The organism is Larsenimonas rhizosphaerae, from assembly GCF_023700005.1.
In the GTDB taxonomy this organism is placed as follows: Bacteria; Pseudomonadota; Gammaproteobacteria; order Pseudomonadales; family Halomonadaceae; genus Larsenimonas; species Larsenimonas rhizosphaerae.
In genome coordinates this window covers 356,802-371,244 of record NZ_JAMLJK010000002.1, presented here as the reverse complement: position 1 = coordinate 371,244, position 14,443 = coordinate 356,802, and the positions used below count along the sequence as shown (strand labels likewise).

The following is a 14,443-nucleotide window of genomic DNA, read 5'->3' as shown; positions in this document are numbered from 1 at the left end:
TCGTTATCCGAGGACCAGCAGCGCCAGCATGATGGTCGCCCCTGCGGTTATTGAACCGGCGTACCAGCGGATCCGACCGGTCTGACTGGCCGACAGTCCACGGTGAGCCTGCTTTGCAAGCCATGGCCAGATATTGACCAGCGCATTGATCCAATCCACCCGATGCAACCAGGCAATGGCCAGAAAGGGCTTTACAAACAGCATGTTGTAAAGCTGATCAAACGCGAAGGCATTATGAAGGAAATGCCAGCCCGTACGGCCGATGTCCGTTTTGACCAGCGCACTGACCAATCGACGACGTCCCAGAAACAGAGCTGCCGCGATACCCAGCCCCAGAATGGCCACGATGGAAGACACCACTTCCAGCACAAGTTGCAGCCCCTCGGCATCTCCCTCCGGCGATGCCGGCAGTACGCCGGCCAATGGCGGATGAATGAAGGCACCGATAAAGGTCGACAGCACCAGCAATACGACCAGCGGTAGATGATGCGCCAGTCCGTGCGGAGCATGCGCCCTGGTTTTCTCCTCCCCGTGAAACACGATAAAGATCATGCGGAAGGTATAAACCGAGGTCAGGAACGCACCCATCAGGCCAAAGGCCCACAGCACTTCATGTCCGGAAGCGAACGACAGCCAGAGAATTTCATCCTTGGAGTAAAACCCGGCCGTGACCAGAGGCAGTGCCGCCAGCGCCGACCCGCCCACCAGAAAGCAGGCATAGGCCAGCTTGAGTGGTTTTCTCAACCCGCCCATTCTGAACATGTTCTGCTCATGGTGGCAGGCGATGATCACCGACCCGGACGTCAGGAATAAAAGCGCCTTGAAGAAGGCATGAATCATCAGGTGAAAGATGGCCGCATCCCAGGCCTGAACACCCAACGCCAGGAACATGTAGCCGATCTGACTCATGGTCGAGTAGGCCAGAACCCGCTTGATATCGGTCTGCGCCAGAGCGGACAGCCCGGCAATCAGAAGCGTCAGCGCCCCGACAATGCCCACCAGACCCAGCGTCATCGGTGCCAGCTCGAAAATCACGTGCGTCCGGGCAATCAGATAGACCCCGGCCGTCACCATCGTGGCAGCGTGAATCAAGGCCGATACCGGCGTCGGACCGGCCATCGCATCGGCAAGCCAGGTCTGCAGTGGCAACTGGGCCGATTTGCCCACCGCGCCGCCCAGCAGCATCAATGCTGCCAGCTCCGCCATCATGTCGCCCTTGCTCCAGGCCTCCGGCGCCAGAGCCAGCAACGTCTGGATATCCAGCGTCTGGAACCGGGCATACAAGATGAACATGCCGATGGCGAGAAACACATCCCCCACCCGCGTCACGATAAACGCCTTGAACGCCGCCCTGGCATTGTCCAGGTCACGGTAGTAATACCCGATCAGTAGATAGCTGCACAGGCCAACCCCTTCCCAGCCCAGATACAACAGCATCAGATTATCCGCCAGCACCAGCAGCAGCATGCTGAACACGAACAGATTCATGTAGGCAAAGAAGCGGGTATAGAGATAGCCGGTGGCGTCCTTCAGATCTTCGGTCATGTACCAGGACGCAAACAAATGAATCAGAAAGCCGACGCCGGTAATCACACCCAGCATCGTAATCGTCAGACCGTCGACATAGAGGGAAAAACGCGGCGTGAAATCGCCAACGGAGATCCACTGCCAGAGCGTCACGGTGACCGGCGTGTGATCACCCCCAAGGTACGTCACGGCGATAACGGCGACAGACAGTGCAGACAGGGCAATGGAGCCCACACCAATCAGCGCCGCCAGACGCTGGGGCATGCCCCGCAGAAATGCCAGCAGCAGCGCCCCCACCAGCGGACAGATAAAGACCAGAGGAAGTAACGTCATCCTTTCATCTCGCTTACCTGGTCAATATCCAGGGTCCTGAAGCGGCGGTATAGTTGAATCAGCAGGGCAAGACCGATGCTGGCTTCAGCGGCAGCCAGCGTAATCACCATGATGAACATGATCTGGCCGTCCGGCTGCTGCCAGCGCGTGCCACCGACAATAAACGCCAGCGCGGCGGCATTCATCATGATCTCCAGGCACATCAACACAAACAGCATGTTGCGACGGACCATAAGACCGGCCAAACCGATTACAAACAGGATCGAGGCCAGCACAAGGCCATGTTCGACGGGTAATCCGTTCATCGTGTCCCCCGGTGATCATGTGAAAGGCGCTGTTTGGGCTCATTCATCTCGCGGGTCGGCCGCATCGAGTCATCCCGGCCCAGATGATAGGCCGTAATTACACCAGCCAGCAGCAGCATGGAGGCCAGCTCGACCATCAGTACATATGGGCCATAAAGCGCCTTGCCCACCATCTTGGCGTCAATCAGCTCACCGGTAATCATGCCTGTTCCCGGACTTTCAAACAGCGCCACCAGCATCACGATCAACATCACGGCCACCATCACCGAGGGCCCAACCCACATCCTGGGATTGAACCAGCTCTTTTCCTGTTCAACGGATGCCTGCCCCAGATTGAGCATCATCACGACAAAGACAAAAAGCACCATGATGGCACCGGCATAAACGATGATTTCAAGCACGCCGGCGAAGGGGGCTCCCAGAGCAAAGAACACCATGGCGACCGCAATCAGCGAGACGATCAGATACAAAAGCGCATGCACGGCATTGATACTGGTGACGACCCTGAGTGTCGACAGCACCGCTACGGCCGCCGCAATATAAAAGGCATATTCCACGGGCTAGTTTCCTTGGTCTGTGATCACGGCAACAATGATTTGACGTCAATGGGCTCAGCCTCGTTTTGCGCCTCACCCTTGCCCTTGCCGGCAATTTCCATCCCGGCAACCCGGTAGAAATTATAGTTATGATCCTTGCCGGGCCCTGATATCAGCAGATCTTCCTTCTCGTAGACCAGCTCCTGACGGTTGTACTCACCCAACTCGAAATCAGGCGTCAACTGGATCGCCGAGGTAGGGCAGGCCTCCTCGCACAGACCACAGAAAATGCAGCGCGAGAAATTGATGCGGAAAAACTCGGGGTACCACCGCCCATCCTCCTTCTCTCCCTTCTGCAGGGAAATACAGCCTACCGGGCAGGCTACCGCGCACAGGTTGCAGGCAACGCAGCGCTCCTCACCGTCCGGGTCACGGGTCAGTACGATACGCCCACGGTAACGAGGGGGCAGATACACCGGCTCTTCCGGGTACTGAAGCGTTTCGCGCTTGCGAAACCCGTGCATAAAGACCATGCCGAGCGTGCGCAGCTGCGACCAGGTCCCGGCAAGTACTTTCATGATCATGCCGTGTCCCCCCTTACGATGTGGCCGGGGCGTTGAGAAGAATCACCGCTCCGGTCACGAGTAGATTGATCAACGTCAGTGGCAGGCAGAATTTCCAGCCAAAGCTCATGACACGGTCATAACGCGGACGCGGCAGCGCGGCCCTGAACAGGACAAACAACATGATGAAAAAGCCGGTCTTGAGCAAAAACCACACGATGGGCGGCAACCACGGCCCTGTCCAGCCACCGAAGAACAGCGTGGCGATCAGCGCCGAAATCAGCACCACACCGATGTATTCCCCGACGAAAAACATGCCCCATTTCATGCCGGAGTATTCGATGTGATACCCATCGGACAGCTCCTGCTCGGCTTCCGGCTGGTCAAACGGAGAGCGGTGCGTGACTGCCACACCGGCAATCAGAAAGGTACAAAATCCGAAGAACTGAGGGATGATATTCCACATGTCCGCCTGAGCGGTGACGATATCGCGCATGTTGAAAGTACCGGCCATGGCCACTACCCCCATCAATGAAAGCCCCATGAACACTTCATAGGACAGCGTCTGCGCCGATGCACGCAAGGCACCCAGCAGGGCGTACTTGTTGGCGCTGGCATAACCGGCGAACAGCACTGCATATACGTTCACCCCGGCCATGGCAAAAAAGAACAGCAGGCCCACATTCAGGTCAGCGACGCCCCAGCCCGGCGTAATCGGAATAATCATGAACGACAACAGAAGCGATGCCATCGCGATAACCGGCGCCAGCGTAAAGATTTTCCTGTCGGCAAAGACTGGGATCCAGTCTTCCTTGAAGAACATCTTCAGCATATCGGCAGCCAGCTGCAGGGAGCCGAAAGGGCCAACCCGGTTCGGGCCATATCGGTCCTGCCACCACCCAAGCAGCCGGCGCTCGACAAAACTCAACAGCGCCCCGGATACCACCGCCGCCAACAGGATGACGATGGCCTGAACAACAGCAATGACGGTATCGATCACCGTAGGCGTCAGCCAGCTCATGCGCGGCCCTCCTGCGTCAGCGTTACGCGCGTGGCAAAGTCGATCCCGGCCGGTACGCCGGGCAGTCCGACCGGCAGGCCGGCGACACCATCGGGCAGGTCACGGCTGACGCGTACCGGCAGCGAAAAGCGCACACTGTCCAGCTGAACCGTCATCAAACTGCCCTGCTCGACCGCCAGATCCCTGAGGCCGGCGGCATTGACCGCCACAAACGCCTCCACCATACGCTCCTGAATGGGTTCGGCCCGTGCCGACATCGGATCACTGCCGAACAGCTGGTGCAGGGGCGTCAACTGCCATTCCCCTGCCTCACACCGGCGCGCCGGTGCAGCCGGCGTAAAATATGCGAGCCCGGCATCAGGCTGGTGCGTAATGAGCCGAATCCCCGGATCCCCAGCGGTCAGATGGCCGCCCACCTCGTCCTGAAACTTGTTCCAGGCCTGAGGAGAGTTCCAGCCCGGCGCCCAGGCAAAGGGGACTTCGCCACGCGGCTCGGCATACCCGCTATACCCCTCCATCGAGAAAGCCAGGGCCGTATCTCTATCCTGGGGCGTGCGCGGTTCATGCACACTGATATTGGCGCGCATGGCCGTACGGCCGCTGGAGCGATGAGGCATCCGGGCAATCTTCTGCCCCTTGATCCGAAACGAAGCGCTGGGGGCTGCGCTTTCAATGCCCTCAAACTGAGGCAACGCCTTCGCACAGTGCAGGGTGACCTCATCGAGCTGAGTCCAGTCCACATCACGCCGTTCACGCGTGGTATGCAACGCATGCAGCCAGCGCCAGCTTTCATGGGTCAGATCGCCCGGACGGTAATAATCCGGCTGGTATACCTGGAAGAAGCGCTGGGCGCGGCCTTCATGGTTGACGAGGGTGCCGTCGGCTTCTGCAAAGGAGGCTGCCGGCAGGCCGATATCTGCGCGCTCAAAGGTCTCGGTGCGCTGGTGATCCATCACCACCAGGGTGGCCGCCTGACCCAGCGCCTGATCAACAGCAGCTCGCGGCAACCGCTGGTAGAGGTCATTCTCGACCACGATCAGCGTGGTATCGCCGTCAACGCTGGCCAGCGCGTCTTCAAGCGACAACCCACCCATCATTGCCAGGCCTGTGCTGTTGGCTTCACCGCTGATCAGTCGAAGTGATGCCTGCTTGTCACGATGTCGAAGGGCGCGGGCCAGGTTGGCTGTGGCCTCAAGAACGGCCACGGATTCAAGGCTACCCCCCGACACAAGCAGGGGCCGTCTGGACTGGTCGATGACATCCACCAACTGCGAGATCAGTGCCTGTTCGGCCTCCGTGAGAGAGTCGACCGCTGGTGCATTACCATCCAGTCCGTGAGCGAGGGCACATCCCAGCCGCGCAATCTGGTCTGCCGTGCCGCGGAAGGTCTGGACCGCAATATCATCCAGCCTGGTTTCAGCAGGTGTGGCCACAAATACCGGCAACTTGCGCCCCTGAGCCAGGGTTTCAGCGGCGTTGTAATTCCATTCGGGGATCTTGTTGGCATGCGCAAGCTCCGTACGCTTGCCATTGGCCACCTGACGCACGGCCAGCGCCTCACGGGCTGCTGTCTGGGTCAGGTCTTCCCCCAGAATGATAACGGCGTCGTGCTCTTCGATCTCGCGAAGCGAGGGCGTCGGAAGTGCCCCCTCCTTCAGAATGCGGTACATCAGCTGCTGCCGTTCGAGCTCGGCACGCGGCATACCCACGGAAAAGTGTTCGGCACCCACCAGCTCACGAAGCGCGTAATTACTTTCGAGGCTGGCTCGTGGCGAACCAATACCGATGGTACGCGAGGACTGCCGAAGCCGGTCAGCACCGGTATCAAGGGCATGATCCACTGACACCTGACGGACGGCACTACTATCCCGCACTTCAGGCTGGCGAGGACGGTCTTCCCGGTTGACATAGCCATACCCGAACCGGCCGCGATCACACAGAAAGTAGTGGTTAACGTCGCCGTTGTACCGGTTTTCTATCCGCCGCACTTCACCATAGCGCTCTCCCGGGCTGATATTGCAGCCGCTCGAGCACTGGTGGCAGATGCTTGGCGCAAACTGCATGTCCCATTTACGGGTGTAGTGATCAGAGTGAGTGCGATCGGTAAACACGCCTGTCGGGCATACTTCCGTCAGATTGCCGGCAAACTCGCTTTCAAGCACCCCTTCGGTGGTTCGTCCGAAGTAGATATTATTGTGCGCCCCGAAGGCCCCCAGATCCTCGCCGCCGGCGTAATCCTGATAAAACCGGACGCAGCGATAGCATGTGATGCACCGGTTCATCTCATGGGCAATGAACGGCCCAAGATACTGGTTCTTGTGGGTACGCTTGGTGAAGCGATAACGACGGGTATCGTGACCGGTCATGACCGTCATGTCCTGGAGGTGGCAATGCCCCCCCTCCTCGCATACCGGACAGTCATGCGGGTGGTTGGCCATCAGCCACTCCACCACACTGGCACGAAACTCCCTTGCCTCGTCATCCTCGATCGAGATGTAGCTGTCGTCCGAAATCGGCGCCATGCAGGACATTACCAGCGTGCCCCGCGTGTCGTCGGCATCCTTGTACTGCTTGACGGCGCACTGGCGGCATGCCCCGACGCTGCCAAGCGCGGGATGCCAGCAGAAATAGGGGATATCAAGCCCCAGCGAGAGACAGGCGTGCAGCAGGTTATCGCTGCCGTCTACCTCATACTTCTTGCCGTCGACATGAATGGTTGCCATGGCGTGTTATTCCCATCCTCATGCCCGGCGTACCGGGCGGCTCAAGTCAAAAAACGGTCTGCCCTTGCGGGCGGCATAACCGGCTTATACGGATCCCACCGGAATCGGCTCACCGTGCGCTTCCCGCTTCGGGTGGTTGATGCCTTGTTCGAATTCGTCACGGAAATACTGAATGGCACTGCCCAGCGGCTCGATGGCCCCCGGTGCGTGCGCGCAGAAGGTTTTTCCCGGCCCCAGCTTGCCGGTCAGCTCCTCGAGTATCTCGATATCGCCCTGCTCACCCTCGCCACGCTCCAGCGAGCGCAGGATGCGAACGGTCCAGGGCAGACCATCACGGCATGGGGTGCACCAGCCACAGGACTCGCGGGCAAAGAACTCTTCCATGTTTCTGAGCAGTGACACCATGCTGACGGTGTGATCGATCGCCAGGGAAAGCCCCGTTCCCATCCGCGTACCGACTTCACCGATGCCGTTGGAGCACATTTGCGCCGACAGATGTTCCGGCAGCAAGAAGCCGGTGCCGGCACCGCCGGGTTGCCAGGCCTTCAACTGATAACCGGACTTCATGCCCTGGGCGTAGTCTTCGAAAATCTCACGGGCCGTCGTGCCCAGCGGCAGTTCCCAGAGCCCCGGGTTATTGACCTGCCCCGTGAAGCCGAACAGTTTGGTACCGCCGTCATCACTGCCTTCAAGCGCCAGGCCCAGATACCAGTCCTTGCCGTTGGCAAGAATCGAGGGCGCATTGCACAGGGTTTCAACGTTATTGACGACCGTGGGCTTGCCCCAGGCCCCACTCTGGCCGGGAAAGGGCGGCTTGGAACGCGGATTGGCACGCCGACCTTCCAGAGAATTGATCAGCGCGGTTTCCTCGCCACAGATATAGCGACCGGCGCCGGTATGCAGAAAGATATCAAAGTCAAAGTCGCTGCCCAGCACGTGAGTGCCCAGAATCCCGGCCTCACGCGCCTCGACCAGCGCCTCCTCCAGACTTCTGGCGGCATCGACATATTCACCGCGCAGGAAGATGTACCCTCGGAAGGAGTTGTTGGCGAGCGCCGAGATGATCATGCCCTCGATCAGCAGATGGGGCAGCTGCTCCATCAACATGCGATCCTTGTAGGTGTTGGGCTCCATTTCATCGGCGTTGCAGACCACATAGCCCCGGGGCATTTCTTCGCCCCTGGCCGTCAGGCTCCATTTAACCCCGGCAGGAAAGCCGGCGCCGCCGCGCCCCTTGAGGCCTGCTTCCTTGACCAGTCCGGCAATATCATCAGCCTTCATGTCGAGCGCCTTGCGCGCGCCCTCGTAACCATCCTTGTTTCGGTATTCATCCAGGCCGACCACGGCACCGTCATCACGCAAACGCCAGGTCAGCGGATGGGTTTCAGCTGCACGTGGCATGGCATTGATGGTGCCGAATGAGGCAAAGGGGCTCGCACTCATGAGTATTCCTCCAGCAGGCGCATGACGTTGTCCGGGCTGACCGGGCCATGGATGTGCTCATCAACCATCATGGCCGGGCCCTTGTCGCAGTTGCCCAGACAGCACACCGGCAACAGCGTGAAACGCCCGTCGGCAGTGGTTTGGCCAGGGGAAATACCCAAAGCGTCCTTCAGGGTTTCGCGCACCGATTCGTAACCGTTGATGTAGCAGGTCATGCTGTCGCACAGCAAAATCACGTGGCGCCCCACTGGTTGACGGAAAATCAGGCTGTAAAAGGTCGCCACCCCTTCAACGTCGCTGGACGAGATTCCCAGCACATCGCTGATGGCATAGATGGCCCCGTCGGGCACCCAGCCATGACGCTTCTGCACGATCTTGAGTGCACCGATCGAGGCCGCACGCGGATTCTCGTAATGCGACATTTCGTGCTCGATGGCGTGACGATCATCGTCATGCAGCACAAAGTCGCTGCCGGGCCGGTCGGTAAATATCAGGCTGTCTTTGTTCATTGGCTGGTCCATGACTTAACGATCCACATCCGCCATCACGAAATCGATGCTGCCCAGATGCGCAATCAAATCCGGGACAAAGCCCCCCCGCATGACCGCCGGGATCTGCTGAAGGTGCGGGTAACTGGGGGTTCTGATTCGAGTGCGATAGCTCATGGTGCTGCCATCGCTGGTAAGGTAATAACTATTGATCCCCTTGGTGGCCTCGATCATTTGCATGGATTCGTTGGGCTTGAGTACCGGCCCCCAGGAAACCTGCAGAAAGTGGGTAATCAGCGTCTCGATATGCTGCAGCATCTTTTCGCGCGGCGGCGGCGTTGTCAGCGGATGGTCCGCCTTGTAGGCACCGGCAGGCATATGCTCCATGCACTGACGAATGATGCGAAGGCTCTGGCGCATCTCCTCGATCCGCAACATGCCACGATCAAAGACATCACCATTGCTGGCCAGGGGCACATCGAAGTCGAATTTTTCGTAACCACTATAGGGGCGCTTCTTGCGCAGATCGAAATCCACTCCGGTCGCTCGCAGGTTCGGACCGGTCACACCCCACTCAAAGGCTTCCCTTGAGGTATAGGCGGCCACATCCCGGGTGCGTTCGCGCACGATGGCGTTATCCATCATGGCCCGCTCATATTCATCGAGCCGGGCCGGCATCCAGTCGATAAAGCCACGGATCAGACGATCCCAGCCATTGGGCAGGTCATGAGCTACGCCACCGATACGGTACCAGGCCGGGTGCATGCGAAACCCGGTAATGGCCTCGATGACCTCATAGGCCTTCTGACGATCGGTAAAGGCGTAGAAGACAGGCGACATGGCCCCCAGATCCTGCAGGAATGTTCCCAGAAACAGCAGGTGAGAGTTGATGCGGAACATCTCGGCCATCATGACCCGAATAAACTCGGCCCGGGGCGTTACGGTAATGCCGGCCAGCTTTTCGACCGCCAGCACATAGGGCAGGTTATTCATGACCCCACCGGTATAATCGATGCGGTCGGTATAAGGAATAAAGCTGTGCCAGGACTGACGCTCGGCCATTTTCTCGGCGCCGCGGTGGTGATACCCGATATCCGGCACGCAATCGAGAATTTCCTCGCCATCCAGCTGCAGTACGATACGGAAAGCCCCGTGAGCTGAAGGGTGGTTCGGCCCCAGATTCAGAAACATGAAATCGGCATCGTCAGTACGACGTTTCATGCCCCAGGCTTCCGGATCGAATTTCAGGGCTTCCTGCGCCTGATCCTGCCCCTCCATCGTCATGCTGTAGGGGTCGAATTCAGTCGCTCTGGCCGGATAATCCTTTCTCAGCGGATGGCCGTTCCAGGTCGACGGCATCAGGATGCGGGTCATGTGCGGATGCCCGCTGAAATCAATGCCGAACATGTCAAACACTTCCCGCTCGTACCAGTTGGCATTGGGGTAGTGCCTGACGATGCTGGGAATTACCAGATCCCGCTCCGACAATGCCACCTTGACCATGATGTCGCTGTTGCGCTCCAGCGACATCAACTGGTAGAACACGGTGAAATCCGCATCCGGCAGCCCGTCACGGTGAGTACGAAGACGCTCGTCCACACCGTGCAGGTCATACAGCATCACGTAGGGCTGACGCACGCCCTTGAGAAACTGCATCACCTCTTCGAGCCGCTCACGCGCCACCCACACTACCGGCATGGCTGTTCGAGTCACCTGAAAGGTCAGGGCATCCGGCCCAAAAAAGGCCAGTAGTTCTTCTTCAATCGCCCAGGACGACTGAGCGCCGGCGGGCTGTGCATTTTCCACGGTCATGAGCGGTCCGTTATCAAGAGCAGTCAGGGTTAAATCTGGTCAGGGGTGCGAAGTTCCGTCACGGCGATGCGCTCGGCACGATGCTTTTCTCGCTGCGACGGCATTTCGGCGCGATACACGCCCTGGTCTCCTACCACCCACGACAATGGGCGGCGCTCTTCCTGGATCGAATCCTGTAACAGCTGAAGCCCCTGCAGAAAGGCTTCGGGACGTGGCGGACAGCCGGGGATATAGACATCCACCGGCAGGAACTTGTCTACGCCCTGCACGACAGAGTAGATGTCGTACATTCCGCCGGAGTTGGCGCAGGACCCCATGGAAATGACCCATTTGGGCTCCAGCATCTGGTCATAGAGCTGCTGGATTACCGGAGCCATCTTGATGAAGCAGGTGCCGGCAATCACCATGAAATCAGCCTGACGCGGAGAAGCGCGAATGACTTCGGCACCAAACCGGGCAACATCATGAGGTGCCGTAAAGGCAGTCGTCATCTCGACATAACAGCACGACAACCCGAAATTGTAGGGCCACAGCGAGTTCTTTCGTCCCCAGTTGACCGCGGAGTGCATCACATCCTCAAGCTTGCCCATGAAGACATTCTTGTGAACCTGCTGCTTCATGGGGTCATCGACGATGCGACGTTCCCCGGCCGGATACTGGGTTGTTTCGGGCGCGTTCGGATCGATACGCGTCAGTTTGTATTGCATGGAGAAACCTCAGGACGAGGTCTTGATCTCCTTGGCGCGTTTGATGGGCGCCCAATCAAGCGCACCCACACGACTCAGGTAGATCAGACCGGCCAATAACACAACGATGAAAATGAAGGCTTCGACAAAGCCGGTCCAGCCGCTTTCACGCACGGTGACCGCCCAGGCGAATAGAAAGAGGGCTTCGACGTCGAAGATGACGAACAGCATCGCAACCATGTAGAACTTGACGGAAAAGCGCTGGTGCGCGCTTCCCACCGGTACGATACCGGATTCAAAGGGTGTGTTTTTCTGATGCCCCCAGGCGCGCCCGCCAAGGAGACTGGCCAGTCCGACCATGAAGGCACACAGCCCGAAAACAGCGACGACAAAAATCGCTACCGACCAATGCTGTGCAATCTGCTCCATGCCTGTTCTCACTCATCAATGAAGGTGTGGGGCGCGGCGGTCAGGCCGTGCGGACTAGTCACAATGTATTTATTATGTGCGCTTTTTCGCTGGCAAGCGCCCTGGTACCTTCAAGGTAGACGATTACCGCACAGTCATGCCAAGCCCGTTTCCGGAATTGAAAAAACCTGGTTAAATCTTAACGCGCTGAATATTCGGTCATACTAAACGACGCGGCATATCAAAATCCACAATTGGGCGAATTCCTTCCTGAAGGGGCCTGCCAGACAGCCAGTACAAAAAAGGAACATAGTGATCGTGGCCATTCCCAGACTCCTGTCCATCGCAGGCACGGACCCAAGCGGCGGCGCCGGTATGCACGCTGACATGAAAACCTTTTCGGCCCTGGGCGGCTACGCCACCAGCGCCATCACCTCCATCGTGGCCCAGAATACCTGCGGTGTACGCGAGGTATATCCCCTGCCCCTGGCGGCTCTGGAAGCGCAGCTTCGTGCCGTGTTTGATGATATCGAGATCGACGCCGTCAAGATCGGGATGGTGGCTGACCGGGATACGGCCCAGTGCATTCGGCGCCTGATACTGGAGTACGCTCCACGCCATGTCGTGCTGGACCCGGTCATGGTAGCCAAAAGCGGTGACCGGCTGGTCGACGCCGGCGCCGTGGCAGCAGTATGCGAACTGCTGGTGCCCCTGGCAGATATTGTTACCCCCAACCTGCCGGAAGCCGCTGAACTGCTCGGTACGAACATCCCCGATTCACGCGATGCCATGATGGCCATGTGCGATGACCTGCGCGGCCTGCAGTCTTCCCACGTTCTCCTCAAGGGAGGCTTTCTGGCTGACAGCACCTGTGCCGATCTGCTTATTTCCGCGCAGGACACCGAGTGGCTGGAAGCACCGCGCATCGCAACACGCCACCTGCACGGTACCGGGTGTACGCTCTCGTCAGCCATTGCGGCATTGCTGCCCCAACACGCCACCCTGCCGGCAGCCGTCAGGGCTGCCAAGGTCTACATGACCCGAAGTCTGGAAGAAGCCGATCGTCTGGGGGTAGGAAAGGGACAGGGGCCGGTACATCATTTTCATGCCTGGTGGTAAAACGAAGTCCCCAATTCATCCACGGGGCTGTTGAATATTCATCCCGCCCAGCCATACTGAGCACACCTGCCACCCTTCCTCTTCTGGAGGCTCGTCATGACACAAACGCTGCTGCTTGCGACGGACCTGTCCAACGAGTGTCGCGCAGCGTTTTCCCGCGCGGTACTGCTGGCCAATGAGCACCACGCCCGGCTTAACATTCTGCATGTACTTGACCCCTTTCTTCCCAGAGCGGCGCTGCGCGAGCTGGAAAAGGCGGTCAGTCGTGAAATCGAACAACTGCTGATAGATACCTGTGAATCGCTGGGCTCGCCAAGACCCAATACCATGATTCAGGTAGTAACCGGCACGCCCTACGCCGAGATCATTCGCGAGGTCTACGAGCAAAAGGCCGATCTGGCCATTCTTGGCAGCCACCGCAAGCATCATCAGCAGGATCTCGTGACGGGCACGACGGTATCCCGCGTCATGCGCCGTGCACCCTGCCCGGTACTGAGCATTTCTCACAGCACCAAACGCAACTGGCAGGACGTACTGGTCCCCATCGACTTCTCGCTGGCATCGCGTCACACCCTCAAGGAAGTCCTGCTGCGCTTTCCCGACATTCGGCTGACCCTGTTGCACGTCTGGGACATGCCTGCCTCCAGAGAACTGGCAAGTGACCCCGGCTATGCACGCTGGCGCAATGAGGAACGCACCAAACTGCGCCAGCAGCTGGAGTTTGAAACCGAACGTTTCATGGCCGATATCGACGATGTACCGGACCTTGAACTGGTGCTTGAGCAGGGGGATCCGACGGAAGTGCTGATCCAGCGAGTACGCGACCAGCCACCCGACCTGCTGGCGCTGGGGAGTCATGGACGCATCGGCATCGGCCGCCGCACGGCGGGCAGCCTGCTGGAGCGACTGCTGTCTGAAACCCGCTGCGACATCATGCTGTGCCGCACCTGGTAAGATGCCCACTGGTTTCACACCACAAGGATGATGAATGAAAGCCCTGATTCAACGGGTCAGTCATGCCGCAGTGCATATCGATGGCACCTGTGTCGGCGATATCGGCCCGGGGCTGCTGGCGCTGATCGGCATCGAGCGTGACGATACCCCAGAGCGCGCCGAGCGGTTACTGAACAAGCTGCTGGGGTATCGCATTTTCAACGATGATGATGGCCGCATGAATCTCGGCCTTGGGGCGACCGGTGGCGGGCTGCTGCTGGTCTCCCAGTTCACGCTGGTGGCCGATACGCGCAAGGGCCTGCGTCCCGGCTTCTCATCCGGCGCCTCCCCGGCGGTGGGCGAAGAACTGTTTAATACCCTGGTTACCCTGGCTCGCGAACGACACGCGCCGGTCGAGACCGGACGGTTTGGTGCCGACATGCAGATATCACTGACCAATGACGGCCCGGTCACCTTTTTGCTGGAGGCCTGACCCCCGTTTTTATATTGCACCGCAACATAAACTTTCCTAGGCTGGAATAAAAT

Annotated in this window: 14 protein-coding genes; 3 read left to right on the top strand and 11 right to left on the bottom strand. The window is 58.9% G+C overall.

Annotation, left to right across the window (positions count from 1 at the left end):
* Positions 1-3 precede the first annotated feature (3 nt).
* From nuoL to NAT21_RS11810, 11 genes are all read right to left on the bottom strand, one after another.
* On the bottom strand, positions 4-1,860 hold the full coding sequence (gene nuoL / locus NAT21_RS11860; RefSeq protein ID WP_250938684.1) for an NADH-quinone oxidoreductase subunit L: 1,857 nt from the start codon (positions 1,858-1,860) through the stop codon (positions 4-6).
* Complete coding sequence (nuoK, locus tag NAT21_RS11855; protein WP_250938682.1) at positions 1,857-2,165, bottom strand: NADH-quinone oxidoreductase subunit NuoK; 309 nt, start codon at positions 2,163-2,165, stop codon at positions 1,857-1,859. The genes nuoL and nuoK overlap by 4 nt, the downstream gene beginning before the upstream one ends.
* On the bottom strand, positions 2,162-2,722 hold the full coding sequence (gene nuoJ, locus NAT21_RS11850) for an NADH-quinone oxidoreductase subunit J (protein WP_250938680.1): 561 nt from the start codon (positions 2,720-2,722) through the stop codon (positions 2,162-2,164). The genes nuoK and nuoJ overlap by 4 nt, the downstream gene beginning before the upstream one ends.
* Positions 2,723-2,745: 23 nt before the next feature.
* On the bottom strand, positions 2,746-3,285 hold the full coding sequence (gene nuoI / locus NAT21_RS11845) for an NADH-quinone oxidoreductase subunit NuoI (RefSeq protein ID WP_250938677.1): 540 nt from the start codon (positions 3,283-3,285) through the stop codon (positions 2,746-2,748).
* Between the two features lie 13 nt (positions 3,286-3,298).
* Entirely contained in the window at positions 3,299-4,285 is a 987-nt protein-coding gene (gene nuoH, locus NAT21_RS11840) for an NADH-quinone oxidoreductase subunit NuoH (protein WP_250938675.1), read from the bottom strand.
* Entirely contained in the window at positions 4,282-7,008 is a 2,727-nt protein-coding gene (gene nuoG, locus NAT21_RS11835) for an NADH-quinone oxidoreductase subunit NuoG (RefSeq protein WP_250938673.1), read from the bottom strand. The genes nuoH and nuoG overlap by 4 nt, the downstream gene beginning before the upstream one ends.
* 84 nt (positions 7,009-7,092) lie before the next feature.
* Positions 7,093-8,451, bottom strand: coding sequence for an NADH-quinone oxidoreductase subunit NuoF (nuoF, locus tag NAT21_RS11830; RefSeq protein WP_250938671.1), 1,359 nt, complete (start codon positions 8,449-8,451; stop codon positions 7,093-7,095).
* Positions 8,448-8,960 carry an NADH-quinone oxidoreductase subunit NuoE gene (gene nuoE, locus NAT21_RS11825; protein ID WP_250938669.1) on the bottom strand — a complete coding sequence of 171 codons (513 nt, stop codon included), beginning with the start codon at positions 8,958-8,960 and terminating at the stop codon, positions 8,448-8,450. The genes nuoF and nuoE overlap by 4 nt, the downstream gene beginning before the upstream one ends.
* Positions 8,961-8,975: 15 nt before the next feature.
* Entirely contained in the window at positions 8,976-10,751 is a 1,776-nt protein-coding gene (gene nuoC, locus NAT21_RS11820) for an NADH-quinone oxidoreductase subunit C/D (protein ID WP_250938666.1), read from the bottom strand.
* 29 nt (positions 10,752-10,780) lie between these two features.
* Positions 10,781-11,458, bottom strand: coding sequence for a NuoB/complex I 20 kDa subunit family protein (locus NAT21_RS11815; protein WP_250938664.1), 678 nt, complete (start codon positions 11,456-11,458; stop codon positions 10,781-10,783).
* 9 nt (positions 11,459-11,467) lie between these two features.
* Positions 11,468-11,866, bottom strand: coding sequence for an NADH-quinone oxidoreductase subunit A (locus NAT21_RS11810; protein ID WP_250938662.1), 399 nt, complete (start codon positions 11,864-11,866; stop codon positions 11,468-11,470).
* Positions 11,867-12,160: 294 nt separating this feature from the next.
* Between NAT21_RS11810 and thiD the strand changes: the two genes are divergently transcribed.
* The 3 genes from thiD (at position 12,161) to dtd (ending at position 14,390) form a co-directional block, all read left to right on the top strand.
* Positions 12,161-12,964, top strand: a complete 804-nt coding sequence (gene thiD, locus NAT21_RS11805; RefSeq protein WP_250938768.1) for a bifunctional hydroxymethylpyrimidine kinase/phosphomethylpyrimidine kinase — start codon at positions 12,161-12,163, stop codon at positions 12,962-12,964.
* A gap of 96 nt (positions 12,965-13,060) precedes the next feature.
* On the top strand, positions 13,061-13,918 hold the full coding sequence (locus NAT21_RS11800; protein ID WP_250938660.1) for a universal stress protein: 858 nt from the start codon (positions 13,061-13,063) through the stop codon (positions 13,916-13,918).
* A gap of 34 nt (positions 13,919-13,952) precedes the next feature.
* Complete coding sequence (dtd, locus tag NAT21_RS11795; protein ID WP_250938657.1) at positions 13,953-14,390, top strand: D-aminoacyl-tRNA deacylase; 438 nt, start codon at positions 13,953-13,955, stop codon at positions 14,388-14,390.
* Positions 14,391-14,443 lie beyond the last annotated feature (53 nt).

Coding starts and splice junctions, on each gene's coding strand:
- NAT21_RS11800 (WP_250938660.1), top strand. CDS start 13,061: ATGACACAAACGCTGCTGCTTGCGACGGACCTGTCCAACGAGTGTCGC.
- nuoF (WP_250938671.1), bottom strand. CDS start 8,451: ATGAGTGCGAGCCCCTTTGCCTCATTCGGCACCATCAATGCCATGCCA.
- nuoL (WP_250938684.1), bottom strand. CDS start 1,860: ATGACGTTACTTCCTCTGGTCTTTATCTGTCCGCTGGTGGGGGCGCTG.
- nuoC (WP_250938666.1), bottom strand. CDS start 10,751: ATGACCGTGGAAAATGCACAGCCCGCCGGCGCTCAGTCGTCCTGGGCG.
- dtd (WP_250938657.1), top strand. CDS start 13,953: ATGAAAGCCCTGATTCAACGGGTCAGTCATGCCGCAGTGCATATCGAT.
- nuoH (WP_250938675.1), bottom strand. CDS start 4,285: ATGAGCTGGCTGACGCCTACGGTGATCGATACCGTCATTGCTGTTGTT.
- nuoI (WP_250938677.1), bottom strand. CDS start 3,285: ATGATCATGAAAGTACTTGCCGGGACCTGGTCGCAGCTGCGCACGCTC.
- NAT21_RS11810 (WP_250938662.1), bottom strand. CDS start 11,866: ATGGAGCAGATTGCACAGCATTGGTCGGTAGCGATTTTTGTCGTCGCT.
- NAT21_RS11815 (WP_250938664.1), bottom strand. CDS start 11,458: ATGCAATACAAACTGACGCGTATCGATCCGAACGCGCCCGAAACAACC.
- nuoG (WP_250938673.1), bottom strand. CDS start 7,008: ATGGCAACCATTCATGTCGACGGCAAGAAGTATGAGGTAGACGGCAGC.
- nuoE (WP_250938669.1), bottom strand. CDS start 8,960: ATGAACAAAGACAGCCTGATATTTACCGACCGGCCCGGCAGCGACTTT.
- nuoK (WP_250938682.1), bottom strand. CDS start 2,165: ATGAACGGATTACCCGTCGAACATGGCCTTGTGCTGGCCTCGATCCTG.